This is a genomic window from Shinella sumterensis (genome assembly GCF_004514425.2).
Lineage (GTDB): Bacteria > Pseudomonadota > Alphaproteobacteria > Rhizobiales > Rhizobiaceae > Shinella > Shinella sumterensis.
This window is the reverse complement of the sequence record NZ_MYFN02000005.1, coordinates 63,871-76,388: the sequence shown is the minus strand read 5'-3', so window position 1 is coordinate 76,388 and position 12,518 is coordinate 63,871. Positions and strand designations below refer to the sequence as shown.

General features: G+C 67.7%; 12 protein-coding genes. 9 read left to right on the top strand and 3 right to left on the bottom strand.

What is annotated here, in order from left to right:
• Positions 1-3: 3 nt before the first annotated feature.
• On the bottom strand, positions 4-1,401 hold the full coding sequence (gene hglS / locus B5M41_RS11710) for a 2-oxoadipate dioxygenase/decarboxylase HglS (RefSeq protein ID WP_134648345.1): 1,398 nt from the start codon (positions 1,399-1,401) through the stop codon (positions 4-6).
• Positions 1,402-1,569: 168 nt separating this feature from the next.
• Between hglS and B5M41_RS11705 the strand changes: the two genes are divergently transcribed.
• Both B5M41_RS11705 and B5M41_RS11700 read left to right on the top strand, forming a co-directional pair.
• The gene (locus B5M41_RS11705) at positions 1,570-2,466 is read left to right on the top strand and encodes a LysR family transcriptional regulator (RefSeq protein ID WP_134648343.1); all 897 of its coding nucleotides are present in this window, start codon (positions 1,570-1,572) and stop codon (positions 2,464-2,466) included.
• Positions 2,467-2,582: 116 nt separating this feature from the next.
• Positions 2,583-3,866, top strand: a complete 1,284-nt coding sequence (locus B5M41_RS11700) for an NAD(P)/FAD-dependent oxidoreductase (RefSeq protein WP_134648341.1) — start codon at positions 2,583-2,585, stop codon at positions 3,864-3,866.
• A 58-nt stretch (positions 3,867-3,924) separates the two neighbouring features.
• Here B5M41_RS11700 and B5M41_RS11695 read toward each other — a convergent pair whose 3' ends face one another.
• On the bottom strand, positions 3,925-5,127 hold the full coding sequence (locus B5M41_RS11695) for an MFS transporter (RefSeq protein ID WP_134648339.1): 1,203 nt from the start codon (positions 5,125-5,127) through the stop codon (positions 3,925-3,927).
• A gap of 107 nt (positions 5,128-5,234) precedes the next feature.
• Between B5M41_RS11695 and B5M41_RS11690 the strand changes: the two genes are divergently transcribed.
• The 6 genes from B5M41_RS11690 (at position 5,235) to B5M41_RS11665 (ending at position 10,535) form a co-directional block, all read left to right on the top strand.
• Entirely contained in the window at positions 5,235-6,056 is an 822-nt protein-coding gene (locus B5M41_RS11690) for an AraC family transcriptional regulator (RefSeq protein ID WP_134648337.1), read from the top strand.
• 127 nt (positions 6,057-6,183) lie between these two features.
• The gene (gene cobF / locus B5M41_RS11685; protein WP_134648335.1) at positions 6,184-6,963 is read left to right on the top strand and encodes a precorrin-6A synthase (deacetylating); all 780 of its coding nucleotides are present in this window, start codon (positions 6,184-6,186) and stop codon (positions 6,961-6,963) included.
• A complete protein-coding gene (gene cobG / locus B5M41_RS11680) occupies positions 6,960-8,414 on the top strand; it encodes a precorrin-3B synthase (RefSeq protein WP_134648333.1) in 1,455 nt (484 codons plus the stop codon). Before cobF ends, cobG begins: the two co-directional genes overlap by 4 nt.
• Entirely contained in the window at positions 8,411-9,043 is a 633-nt protein-coding gene (locus tag B5M41_RS11675; RefSeq protein WP_134648331.1) for a precorrin-8X methylmutase, read from the top strand. Before cobG ends, B5M41_RS11675 begins: the two co-directional genes overlap by 4 nt.
• Positions 9,040-9,774: a precorrin-2 C(20)-methyltransferase gene (locus B5M41_RS11670; RefSeq protein WP_134648329.1), complete on the top strand. Its 735-nt coding sequence runs from the start codon at positions 9,040-9,042 to the stop codon at positions 9,772-9,774. Before B5M41_RS11675 ends, B5M41_RS11670 begins: the two co-directional genes overlap by 4 nt.
• Positions 9,771-10,535 (top strand): precorrin-3B C(17)-methyltransferase, encoded by a 765-nt coding sequence (locus tag B5M41_RS11665; protein WP_134648327.1) that lies wholly within the window; start codon positions 9,771-9,773, stop codon positions 10,533-10,535. The genes B5M41_RS11670 and B5M41_RS11665 overlap by 4 nt, the downstream gene beginning before the upstream one ends.
• Here B5M41_RS11665 and B5M41_RS11660 read toward each other — a convergent pair.
• Positions 10,499-11,269, bottom strand: a complete 771-nt coding sequence (locus tag B5M41_RS11660) for a cobalt-precorrin-6A reductase (RefSeq protein ID WP_134648325.1) — start codon at positions 11,267-11,269, stop codon at positions 10,499-10,501. The two genes, B5M41_RS11665 and B5M41_RS11660, sit on opposite strands and share 37 nt — an antisense overlap.
• Between B5M41_RS11660 and cbiE the strand changes: the two genes are divergently transcribed.
• The gene (gene cbiE / locus B5M41_RS11655; protein WP_134648323.1) at positions 11,253-12,518 is read left to right on the top strand and encodes a precorrin-6y C5,15-methyltransferase (decarboxylating) subunit CbiE; all 1,266 of its coding nucleotides are present in this window, start codon (positions 11,253-11,255) and stop codon (positions 12,516-12,518) included. The genes B5M41_RS11660 and cbiE overlap by 17 nt on opposite strands.

The window sequence follows — 12,518 nt, the reverse complement described above, 5'->3', positions numbered from 1 at the left end:
CCATTATTCCGCGGCGGCCGCCATGTTGACGATGCCGAGGCACATTTCAAGCGAGGCGCGCTGGATGCCGGCATAATGGGCGAATTCGTCCAGAACCGTGGCGCCCAGATCGCGCTCGAACATCACCTGGTTGGGGCTTGCGACGAAATCCTGCGTCGCGTCGTCGCCGAGATTGGACTGGAAGATGCCCGCGGCGCTGACCGGGAGGAAGTCTTCGTAGACGATCGGGTCGAACTGGATGAGGCCGGCTTCGATGGCGGTTTCGAGGTCGGCGCTGCGGTCGGAGGACGCCTTGCCCTTCTCGGTCAGCGAATAGCGGAAATAGCCGAGGCCCGCCTTGCGAATACCGTCCCAGGTGTCCGGAAAGGCCTTGAAGACATCGGCAAGGGCGGCTTCGTATTCGGCGGCGTTGGAGCCGTCGGCGGCCGGGCGCGCGCGGGCGCGCGTGTCGTTCAGAAGCTGGTCGTAGAGCGCGCGGCCCTTCGGGGTCAGCGCCACGCCGCGCTGTTCGATCTCGCCGAAGCGGGCGGTGTGCGAGCCCTTCTGCCAGCTGCCGTCGCTGCCTATGAAGGAGACAGCCTCTTCCAGCGCCTTGAACGAGGTCTGGCGCAGCAGGATGGGGCAGGTGCGGGTCGGCGGGCCCTCGACGATGGCCTTGGGCGCGATGCCCTCTTCCGGCATGCGGGCCTGCACCTTGTCGATATCGAGCGTGCGCGGGGTGAGATGGTTGATATGCGGGCCCTTGAAGGAGACGACGTCGGCGATCAGGCGGTGCGCGTCGTGCAGCCGCTTGTACATGTCGGTGCTGACGATGGCATGGTCGTGCCAGCGGAAGGTTTCCAGCACTTCAGCCACGAAACGGGCGGCATCGGTTTCATCGAGGCCGCCGTCACGCTCGGCCTTTTCGACCAGCCGGACGGCTTCGTCGGTGAAGATCTTGCGCGCGGCCAGAACGGCGGCGGCCTCTTCGCGGAGCTTTTCATCGGCGATCAGGTCGAGACGCAGCAGCGAGGTGAAGACGCGGAAGGGATTGCGGCTCAAGCTCTCCGCGCCGACCGGGCGGAAGGCGGTGGAATGGACCGGCACGCCGGCCGTCGACAGGTCGTAGTAGCCGACCGGGAACATGCCCATGACGGCAAAGACGCGGCGCATCATGGAAAGCTCTTCCGGCGTGCCCAGGCGGATGGCGCCGTGGCGCTCTTCCGAGATGCGGTCGAGCGAATCGGTCGCCTCCAGGCGATCCTTCAGATGCGGATCGGCGGCGAGCGTCTCGTCGTTGACCCTGGCGACCAGGGCCATCAGCGTGCCATAGGCCGGAACCTCGTCGCGGTACATGGCGGACATCGCGGCGGAGAAATCCGCGCGGATCTTGTCGGCGGAAAGGATCGAATTTGCCTTCATGGGAAGTTGTCTCATCTGTTTGACGCGATTCCGGACGGAAAACCGTTTCACACTTTTCCTGGAATTGCTGTACAAGGTGGGAGGCCCTGTTCATTCTCAAAACGGATCATACCGGATCGTTTCCTTGAGTGATTGCGACCGTTCTGACTATGTTGATGCGAGGAATGAATGAAGCTCAGTCGCAGGCTGATCCCCGACGTCACCACGCTGCAGGCGTTCGAATGCGCCGCACGCCATGGCTCCTTCACGCAGGCCGCGCACGAGCTGAACCTCACCCAGAGCGCCGTCAGCCGCCAGATCAAGGATCTGGAGGAACAGCTCGGCGTGCTGCTCTTCGAGCGTGTACGCCAGCGCGTGGTGCTGTCGGACGACGGGCGGCGCTTCCTGCCGGAGGTGCGCAAGCTCCTGCACCAGACGGAAGAGACCATGCTGCGCGCCATGGCGTCCGCGTCGTCGGAACACAGCCTCGCCATCGCGACCCTGCCGACCTTCGGCAGCCGCTGGCTGACGCCGCGCATCCCCGGCTTCCTCGCCCGGCATCCCGGCACGATCATCAACATCGCCTCGCGCTCGGCGCCGTTCGATTTCGACGAGGAGAATTTCGACCTCGCGATCCATTACGGCCAGCCCGTCTGGGCGCGCGCCTCCTGCTCCTATCTATGCAGCGAGATCATCCTGCCGGCGGCAAGTCCCGATCTCCTGAAGTCCTGGGCTCCGTCGGAGCCGAAGGATCTGGAAACGGCGCCGCTGCTGCATCTCGCCACCCGGCCGAAGCTGTGGGCGCAATGGTTCGAGCTGAACGGCGGATCGGCCGATACCGCCTATCGCGGCCACCGCTTCGACCAGTTCTCGATGGTGATCGAATCCGCCGTGGCCGGCCTCGGCTTCGCGCTCCTGCCGAAATACCTGATAGAGCAGGAGCTTGCGAGCGGACGCCTCGCCGTCGTCTTCGACCGGCCGATGGAGACGGAGAACAGCTACTATCTCGTCGTGCCGGAGGGCAAGCTGGAGAACCCGCTCAGCCAGGCGTTCCGGGCCTGGATCGCCGGGCAGGTGCCGGCCTGAGAACCCGCCGGCATCATGCGGCGGGGGCATGACCCGGTTCGCAATTTTTGCTTTAGTGAGAAAGCCGCATGGTCGATGCTGTGCGGACAATCCTCCTTGTGAAAAGACACACCACGATGCTCAATGATCCGCGCTCCCATGGCCTCTGGGAGATGACCGCCCCGCCCGCCCCCGACACCGTCGCCTTCTCCGGAAAGGCCGAAGCGGATGTCGTCATCGTCGGCGGCGGCTATACCGGGTTTTCCGCAGCGCTCCATCTGGCCGAGCGCGGCACGCGGGTCGTCCTGCTGGAAGGCGCGGAGATCGGCTATGGCGGGTCGGGCCGCAATGTCGGCCTCGTCAATGCCGGCATGTGGGTGATGCCCGACGAGCTGCCGGGCGTTCTCGGCGATGTCTACGGCAGCCGTCTGCTCGATGTTCTCGGCAACGCGCCGCGCCTCGTTTTCGACCTCGTCGAAAAGCACGGGATCGACTGCGAGATCAATCCGGCCGGCACGCTGCATTGCGCCGTCGGCCAATCCGGCCTCGACGAACTGAAGCAGCGCGCCGAGCAATGGTCCCGCCGGGGCGCGCCCGTGCGGCTGCTGGATGCGGCGGAGACGGCGACGAAGGTCGGCACCGACGCCTATGCCGGCGCCCTTCTCGACATGCGCGCAGGCACGATCCAGCCGCTTGCCTATGCCCGCGGCCTTGCCCGCGCCGCCATTGCGGCCGGCGCGCAGGTGTTTACCGGAAGCCCTGTGACGGGGGCGGAGCGCAACGGCACCCGCTGGGCGGTGAAGACGGCGCGCGGCGACGTGACGGCCGATTGGGTGATCGTGGCGACCAATGCCTATACCGTCTCGCCCTGGAACGTGGTGCGCACGGAACTCGTGCACCTTCCCTATTTCAATTTCGCCACGGTGCCGCTGTCGGCCGAAATGCAGGCAAGGATCCTGCCGGAGCGCCAGGGAGCATGGGATACGAAGGAGGTGTTGTCCTCCTTCCGGTTCGACAAGCGCGGCCGGCTGGTTTTCGGCAGCGTCGGCGCTCTGCGCGGCACGGGGCTCGGCATCCACAAGGCATGGGCGCGCCGTTCGCTCAGGAAGCTGTTTCCCGGCATCGGTGACGTCGCCTTCGAGGCGGAGTGGTACGGCAAGATCGGCATGACCGCCGACAACCTGCCGCGCTTCCACCGGCTGGCTGACAACGTCGTCGGCTTCTCGGGCTATAACGGCCGCGGCATCGCGCCGGGCACCGTCTTCGGCCGCACGCTGGCCGAGCTCGTATCCGGCCGCATCGCCGAAGCCGACCTGCCGCTGCCGGTCACCGATCCGCAGGCGCAGTCCTTCCGCTCCGCGCGGGAGGGGTACTACGAGCTCGGCGCCCAGCTGGCCCATTTCGCAGGCGCGCGGTTTTAGAGGATGTAACGAACAAAACGCCCGGCCGAAGCCGGGCGTTTTGCATTTCTGGCGGGTCTCAGTGCTGCTTTGACGGCAGGCGCGGCAGGAAGATCGTGAGGATGCCGAGAAGCGGCAGATACGAGCAGATCTGGTAGACGAAGTTGATGCCGTGGCTGTCGGCGATGCCGCCGAGCAGGGCCGCACCCAGCCCGCCCGCGCCGAAGGCGAAGCCGAAGAAGACGCCGGCGATCATGCCGACGCGGCCCGGCACCAGTTCCTGCGCGAAGACGACGATGTTGGAGAAGGCCGAGGAGAAGATCAGGCCGATCAGCACCGTCAGAACGCCCGTCCAGAACAGGTTGGCATAGGGCAGCATCAGCGCGAACGGGATGACGCCGAGGATCGAGAACCAGATCACGAAGCGGGTGCCGAAACGGTCGCCGATCGGCCCGCCCATGAAGACGCCGAGCGCGGAAGCGCCGAGGAACAGGAAGAGCATCAGCTGCGCCTGCTGCACATCGAGACCGAAACGGCCGATCGTGTAGAAGGTGAAGTAGCTCGAGATGCTGGCGAGATAGGCATTCTTCGTGGTGGTCAAGAGGACGAGGACGGCGAGCGCCCAGGCCACGCGGCCGCGCGGCAGCGGCAGGTCGCGGCTGGCGGCGGGCCGACCGGCCGCCAGGCGGCGCTCGCCGGCATACCAGTTGCCGACCCAGGTCAGGATCGTCATGCCGAGCAGGGCGGCGACCGAAAACCACGCGACGCTGGACTGGCCGAAGGGCAGCACGATGAAGGCGGCGAGCAGCGGGCCGAGGGCCGTGCCGGCATTGCCGCCGACCTGGAACATCGACTGCGCCAGGCCGTGGCGACCGCCCGAGGCGAGGCGCGCGACACGCGAGGATTCCGGGTGGAAGATCGCCGAGCCGAGGCCGATCAGGCAGGCGCCGAAGACCAGCACGGGGAAGGAGTGCGCATAGGCCAGCATGATCAGGCCGCAGAAGGTGCTGCCCATGCCGACCGGCAGCGAGAAGGGCATCGGCCAGCGGTCCGTCACGATGCCGACGGCCGGCTGCAGCAGCGAGGCCGTGACCTGGAAGGCGAGCGTCAGGAAGCCGATCTGCATGAAGTCGAGCGCGTAGTTCGCCTTCAGCAGCGGATAGAGCGACGTCAGGAGCGACTGCATGATGTCGTTCAGCATGTGGCAGGCGCTGACGGCGATGATGATGGAATAGGACGTGGTGGCGGCGCTACTGCGCGCCGCGGGGACGACAGTCGACATGTTTTCCTCGAGGTTTCGACCCGGACAGGTTTTTCTTGCTGAATTACAAGTATTGCCTGCGGCCTGCTTTCGTGCTGAGGTCCATTTCTTACGCGATTGGGCCAAAGATGGAAAAACTCACGGAATCCCGCCTCAAGACGCTGCATGAGGAGCATGTCCGCAACCTTGCCCGCATGGAGCAGTCGAACGAGGACGTTCTGGTGCACAGCACGGACGTTCCCGGCGGCTATACCGTGCCGCCGCACCATCACCGCCGCACGCAGTTCCTCTGCGTCTTCTCCGGCGTCGTGCTGGTCGCGACGGATCGCGGCCGCTGGATGATCCCGCCGGGCCACGCCCTGCTCATTCCGCGCGGGCTGGAGCATTCCGTCGAGATGTATTCGGATGTCAGCATGCGCTCGGTCTATATCTATTCGCCCGAGGGACGCGCGGCGGCGCGCGAGCCCGTCGTGCTGGAGGTGACGGATCTTGCCCGCCAGCTCATCGCCGAGGCGCTGCGCAAAGGGGCGGTGGCGGAAGACCGGGTGCGGGGCGAGCTGGTGATGGCCTTGCTGCTCGACGAGATCGGCCGCCTGCAGGAGCGCCGGCTGGGCCTGCCCTTTCCGGCGAGCGGCCGGCTTGCCGGGCTTTGCCGCGATTTCGTCGCGCAGCCGTCGCCGGCCGCCAAGATCGACGACTGGGCGCGCCGCCTCAACATGAGCCGGCGCACCTTCACGCGCTTCTTCCGGCAGGAGATGGGGGTCAGCTTCGTGACCTGGCGCCAGCAGGCCTGCCTTTTTGCCTGCCTGCCGCGCCTTGCGGCCGGCGAGCCGGTGACGCGGGTGGCGCTCGATGCCGGCTATGAAAGCGTGCCGGCCTTTACCACCATGTTCAGGCGCATGCTGGGGGCCGCACCACGCGCCTATCTGACGAACCGCGAGGCGGCCTAAAGTCTCAAAAAGACCGACAAAGGACGTGATCGGGGGGCTGTTTTCCGCCGGCTTTTGGGATTAGGAAGGGCTGCGGGACCCAAACCGGGCCGCAAACCGGGAGCGCTGGCCGCACGGGAGACGGGGCATGAGAAAGATATCGGTCATCGGCATCGGTGCGGGCAACCCCGAGCACATGACCATTCAGGCCATCAATGCGCTGAACCGGGCGGATGTGCTGCTCATTCCGCTGAAAGGCGACGAGAAGGCGTTCCTGGCCGATGCGCGCCGGGACATCTGCGCGCGTTTCCTCACCAATCCCGCCTGCCGCATCCTGGATTATGCCGTGCCGGTGCGCAATGCCGACGGCGTCTACGAAGACGGCGTGCGCGACTGGCACCAGGCCATCGCCGCCATCTACGAACGCACGCTCCTGAACGACCTCGGCGAGGACGAGACGCTCGGCCTGCTCGTCTGGGGCGATCCGATGCTCTACGACAGCACGCTGCGCATTGTCGATCACGTGCGCGCCGCCGGCCACGTCGCCTTCGAGATGGAGGTCATTCCCGGCATCACCAGCGTGCAGGCGTTGTGCGCCGGCCACGGCATCGCGCTCAACCGTATCGGCCTGCCCGTCGAGATCACCACCGGCCGCCGGCTGGCGGAGGGGTGGCCGGCGGCGACGCGCGACGCGCTGGTCATGCTGGATGGCGTGCAGGCTTTCAAGACGGTGCAGGACCCCGACGCGGAAATCTGGTGGGGCGCCTATCTCGGCACGCCGCACGAAATCCTGCTGTCCGGCCGGCTTGCCGAGATGGCCGAGACGATCACGCAGACCCGCTCCAGGGCGCGCGCCGAACACGGCTGGATCATGGACACCTACCTGATCCGCCGGCCGGTCGCCGATGCCGGGGAGGACGCAGCATGACGGCCGCGTCCCACCGCATCGATACCGACACCCTGCGCCGTGGCGCCTGCCCCTCGCTTGCCGCGCCCATGCAGACCGGCGACGGCCTTCTCGTGCGCCTTCGGCCCGTCGCGCCGGCGCTGACGGCGAATGATCTGCTCGCGCTCGCCGGTCTCGCACGCGAAACAGGCAACGGGCTTATCGAAATCACCGCACGCGGCAATATCCAGCTGCGCGGTCTCACGGGCGCCTCGGTGCAGCGACTGGCGCAGGGCCTTGCCGCCGCCGGCATCATGCCGCAGACCGGTGTCGCGATCGAGACGCCAGCGCTGTCCGGCATCGATCCGTCGGAAATCGCCGATGCCACGCCGATGGTCGATGCCTTGCGCGCCGCAATCGCGGCTGCCGGGCTCACGCTCGCGCCGAAACTCGCCATCGTCGTGGATGGCGGCGGCGTGCTGTCGCTTGCCGATATGGTCGCCGATATCAGGCTCGACGCCATCGAGGCGAATGAGGGCGTCGTCTGGCGCCTGGCCGTCGGCGGCGATCGCGAAACGGCGCGTTCCGTCGGCGTGCTTGCAGCCGAATCGGCGGTCGATGGGACGATGGCGGTCGTGGCGGCGCTCGCCGCCATCGGCCCCGCCGCGCGTGGGCGTGATCTTGACGTTCCGGCGCTCGCCGCCGATCTCCCCTTCTCCCCGGTGGGGAGAAGGTGGCCCGAAGGGTTGGATGAGGGGGCTTGCTCACCGGTCGGCGTCTGCGCACCCCCCTCATCCCGTTGCCGCGACCTTCTCCCCGAGGGGGAGCAAGAGGCGAAGTCTTGGTTCAAATCCGGGCTGCGCCATCCGATCGGCGTGCACCATATCGATGGTGCGCTCGTTCTCGGTATCTCCCCGACCTATGGCCAGATGCATGCGGATCGTCTTGCAGCCCTCATTCAAAGCCTCTCGGCCTGCGGCGCCACGGAATTTCGTCTTGCGCCGCACCGCACCCTTCTGGTGCGCGGCCTTTCGGAAGAAGGGCTGGTCGCCGCACAAGGGGCGGCGGAGCGCGAAGGCTTCTGGTGCACGGATCAGGCGCCGGGGCGTTCCGTCTCGATCTGCGCCGGAGCCGCGGGCTGCGCGTCCGCGAGCTTCGATACGCATGCCGCTGCCGATGCCTTGGTGGCCCACGCGGCGGGCCTGCTCGACGGCTCCGTCGATGTCCATATTTCCGGCTGCCCCAAGGGCTGCGCCCATCCGGCGCGCGCGGCCGTCACGCTGTGCGGCACGGCCGGTGGCGTCGGCCTTGTCATGAACGGCAAGGCGTCCGATCCGGCGCTGGCAGCCGTTCCCGCCGAGGGCTTCATGCCGGCGATCCGGCGTCTCGGCGCCCTCTTGCGCAATCGCCGCGCCGAAAGCGAGACGGCGAAAACCCTTCTCGACCGCACGGCGCCCGATACCATCGTTTCCGCATATCAAGGCCATCCATGACTGAATACGACTACATCAAGGATGGCACGGCCATCTACGAGAAATCCTTCGCGATCATCCGCTCGGAGGCCGATCTTGCGCGCTTTTCCGAGGCGGAGGCCGATGTCGCGGTGCGCATGATCCATGCCGCCGGCCTCGTCGAGGCAGCACGGCATTTCGTCTTCTCGCCGGATTTCGTATCGTCGGCGCGGGCCGCACTTCAGGCCGGTGCACCGATCTTCTGCGATGCCGAAATGGTCGCCCGCGGCGTGACCGCCGCCCGCCTGCCTGCCGGCAACGACGTCATCTGCACGCTGCGCGATCCGCGCACGCCGGAACTGGCGGGCGAGATCGGCAATACCCGCTCGGCCGCCGCCATCCGGCTCTGGCTGGAGCGCATGGCCGGCTCCGTCGTCGCCATCGGCAATGCGCCCACGGCATTGTTCTACCTGCTTGAACTGCTGCGCGACGGCGCGCCGAAGCCGGCGGCCATCCTCGGCATGCCGGTCGGCTTCGTCGGCGCGGCGGAATCGAAGGATGCGCTCGCCGAAAATTCCTACGGCGTGCCCTTCGCCATCGTGCGCGGCCGTCTCGGCGGCAGCGCTATGACGGCCGCCGCCCTCAATTCGCTGGCGAGGCCGGGCCTATGAGCACGATGACGGGACGACTCTATGGCGTGGGCACGGGGCCGGGCGACCCGGAACTGCTGACGCTGAAGGCGGTGCGGGCGATCGGCGAAGCCGACGTGCTCGCCTATTTCGCCAAGGCCGGCCGTTCCGGCAACGGGCGCGCCATCGTCGAAGGGCTGCTGAAGCCCGGCATGACGGAACTGCCGCTCTACTATCCCGTGACGACGGAAATCGACAAGGAACACGACGACTACAAGGGCCAGATCACCGGCTTCTACGATGCGTCGGCCGACGCGGTCGCCGCGCATCTGGCGGCCGGCCGCACGGTCGCGATCCTGTCTGAGGGCGATCCGATGTTCTACGGCTCCTACATGCATCTGCATGTGCGGCTGGCCCATCGCTTCCCGACGGAGGTCATTCCCGGCATCACGGCGATGTCCGGCTGCTGGTCGCTCTCCGGCCTGCCGATCGTGCAGGGCGACGACGTGCTGTCGGTCCTGCCGGGCACGATGGCCGAGGGCGAGCTGGAGCGCCGGCTGGGCGACACGCAGGCCGCCGTCATCATGAAGGTCGGCCGCAACCTGCCGAAGATCCGCCGTGCTTTGGCAAGCGCCGGACGCCTCGGCGAGGCCGTTTACGTCGAGCGCGGCACCACGCCGTCGAGCATGTCCATTCGCCTCTCCGAAAAGCTCGACGACACCGCGCCCTATTTCTCGCTGGTGCTCGTGCCCGGCTGGGGCGGGCGGGCATGACGGGCAAGCTCTTCGTGATCGGCACGGGGCCGGGCAATCCCGACCAGATGACGCCGGAAGCGCTGCGCGCGGTCGAGGCGTCCAGCGAATTCTTCGGCTATTTTCCCTATATCGACCGCCTGAACCTGCGGCCCGACCAGATCAAGGTCGCCTCCGACAACCGCGAGGAGCTGAACCGCGCACAGGCGGCGCTCACGCGGGCGGCCGCAGGGGTGAATGTCTGCGTCGTCTCCGGCGGCGATCCCGGCGTGTTCGCCATGGCGGCGGCGGTCTGCGAGGCGATCGACGCGGGACCTGAGGAATGGAAGACGGTCGACCTCGTCGTCGTGCCCGGCGTCACCGCCATGCTGGCGGTCGCCGCCCGCATCGGCGCGCCGCTCGGGCATGATTTCTGCGCGATCTCGCTGTCCGACAATCTGAAGCCCTGGGAGATCATCGAGAAGCGGCTGCGCATGGTTTGCGAGGCGGGCCTCGTCATCGCGCTCTACAATCCGATCAGCAAGGCGCGGCCCTGGCAACTCGGCAAGGCGTTCGAGATCCTGCGCGAGACGCTGCCGGCCGAAACCCCCGTCATCTTCGGCCGCGCGGCGGGCCGTCCCGACGAGCGCATGCTGGTCATGCCGCTGGGGCAAGCCGAGGCTGATCGCGCCGACATGGCGACCTGCGTGGTCATCGGCTCGCCGGAGACGCGCGTCATCGCCCGCCCCGGCCTGCCGGACCTCGTCTACACGCCGCGCTTCCTCAGGGACGTGAGCAGATGATCGGCGAGCCGCTCCGCTTCCTCGGCCGTTCCGGCGCGATGCCCGTCATCGGCCGCCGTCCGCTCGACGAGCACGACGGGCAGGCCGAGAATGCGCGCGGCGACGATCTTGCCGTGGGTGGCCTCGCCGCCGGAATTCTTGCTGACGATCACCTCGATCCGGTGCTCGCGAAGAAGAGCGACCTCGTCCTCCACCGCGAAGGGACCGCGGGCCAGCAGGTATTCGACCTGCGGCGCATCGAGCGGCGGGTCGACCGGATCGACGCTGCGCACGAGATAGTGGTGCTGCGGCGCGGCATCGAAGGCCTTGGCCTCCTGCCGGCCGATGGCGAGGAAGACGCGGCGCGGGTCTTTTCCGAGCGCGGCGACGGCGCCGGCCATCGTGGCGACGCGCGTCCAGCGGTCGCCGTCCGTTTCGTCCCAGCCATGCCGCTCCAGTCGCAGAAGCGGAATGCCGGTCTCACGGCTTGCGGCGCGGGCATTGGCGGAAATCTGCCGGGCGAAGGGATGTGTGGCGTCGATCAGGAGATCGATCTCCTGCGCGCCGAGATAATCGACGAGGCCGGCCACGCCGCCGAAGCCGCCGCTGCGCACCGGCACGGGCTGCGGGGCGGGATCGATCGTGCGGCCGGCAAGCGAGAGCGTCACGGCGAGGTCGTCGCGTTCCGCCAGGCGCGCGGCGAGTTCGCGGGCTTCGGCCGTTCCGCCCAGTATGAGGATGCGTTTCTTGTCCACGCCTGATCCGACCCTTTCGACGGCCGCCCCGTGGCTTTCCATCGTCGGGATCGGCGAAGATGGTCTAGCGGGTCTGGGTGACGAGGCCAAGGCCGCCATCTCCGCCGCGACCGTGGTTTTCGGCGGCGCGCGGCATCTGGAACTCGCCGGCAGCGCCATCCGTGGCGAGCGGCAGGGCTGGCTCAGTCCGTTCGAGCGTTCGGTGGAGGCGGTGCTTGCCGCCCGCGGTCGTCCGGTCGTCGTGCTCGCTTCGGGCGATCCCTTCTTCTTTGGCGTCGGCGTCACGCTGTCGCGCCGCATTGCGCGCGCGGAAATGCGGGTCTTTCCCGCGCCCTCGGCCTTCAGCCTCGCGGCCTCGCGCCTGGGCTGGGCGCTGCAGGACACGGTCTGCATTTCCCTGCACGGTCGCCCCGTCGATCTCATCCGCCCGCACCTGCATCCGGGCGCGCGCATCCTGGCGCTGACATCCGATAGCGATGGGCCGGCCGCGCTTGCCGCCCTTCTTGCCGAAAGCGGGTTCGGCGAATCGCGGCTTACGGTGCTGGAAGCGCTCGGCGGGACGCGCGAACGTGTCAGCCATCACACGGCCGGGCAGTTCGCGCTTGCGGATGCGGATATGCTCAATGTCTGCGCTGTGGAGGTCGCGGCCGCGCATGATGCGCGCATCCTGGCTTTTACGCCGGGGTTGGACGACGCGCTCTTCGAGCACGACGGGCAGATCACCAAGCATGAGATCCGGGCACTGACGCTGTCGGCGCTGGCGCCGCGCCGGGGCGAGCTCCTGTGGGATATCGGCGCGGGGTCGGGCTCGATCGGCATCGAATGGATGCTGGCCGATCCGTCGCTCAGCGCCATCGCCATCGAAGGCCATCCCGAGCGCGCTGGCCGCATCCGCCGCAATGCCGGCAAATTCGGCGTGCCGGGGCTTGCCGTCGTCGAAGGCACGGCGCCGGATGCGCTGGCCGGGCTTGCCGCGCCGGATGCCGTTTTCATCGGCGGCGGCGGCAGCGAGGCTGGCGTGATGGACGCGGCGATGGCGGGGCTCAGGCCCGGCGGCCGGCTCGTCGCCAATGCGGTGACCACGGAAATGGAGGCGGTGCTGCTGGCACATCATGCCCGGCTCGGTGGCGCGCTCATCCGCATCGATATCGCGCGCGCGTCGCCCGTCGGGCAGATGACGGGCTGGCGACCGGCCATGCCGGTCACGCAATGGCGCTGGGTCAAACCGGCCGAACAAGTCGAGGACTAG

Coding starts and splice junctions, on each gene's coding strand:
- hglS (WP_134648345.1), bottom strand. CDS start 1,401: ATGAAGGCAAATTCGATCCTTTCCGCCGACAAGATCCGCGCGGATTTC.
- B5M41_RS11670 (WP_134648329.1), top strand. CDS start 9,040: ATGAGCACGATGACGGGACGACTCTATGGCGTGGGCACGGGGCCGGGC.
- cobG (WP_134648333.1), top strand. CDS start 6,960: ATGACGGCCGCGTCCCACCGCATCGATACCGACACCCTGCGCCGTGGC.
- B5M41_RS11700 (WP_134648341.1), top strand. CDS start 2,583: ATGCTCAATGATCCGCGCTCCCATGGCCTCTGGGAGATGACCGCCCCG.
- cobF (WP_134648335.1), top strand. CDS start 6,184: ATGAGAAAGATATCGGTCATCGGCATCGGTGCGGGCAACCCCGAGCAC.
- B5M41_RS11675 (WP_134648331.1), top strand. CDS start 8,411: ATGACTGAATACGACTACATCAAGGATGGCACGGCCATCTACGAGAAA.
- cbiE (WP_134648323.1), top strand. CDS start 11,253: ATGCGTTTCTTGTCCACGCCTGATCCGACCCTTTCGACGGCCGCCCCG.
- B5M41_RS11665 (WP_134648327.1), top strand. CDS start 9,771: ATGACGGGCAAGCTCTTCGTGATCGGCACGGGGCCGGGCAATCCCGAC.
- B5M41_RS11695 (WP_134648339.1), bottom strand. CDS start 5,127: ATGTCGACTGTCGTCCCCGCGGCGCGCAGTAGCGCCGCCACCACGTCC.
- B5M41_RS11705 (WP_134648343.1), top strand. CDS start 1,570: ATGAAGCTCAGTCGCAGGCTGATCCCCGACGTCACCACGCTGCAGGCG.
- B5M41_RS11690 (WP_134648337.1), top strand. CDS start 5,235: ATGGAAAAACTCACGGAATCCCGCCTCAAGACGCTGCATGAGGAGCAT.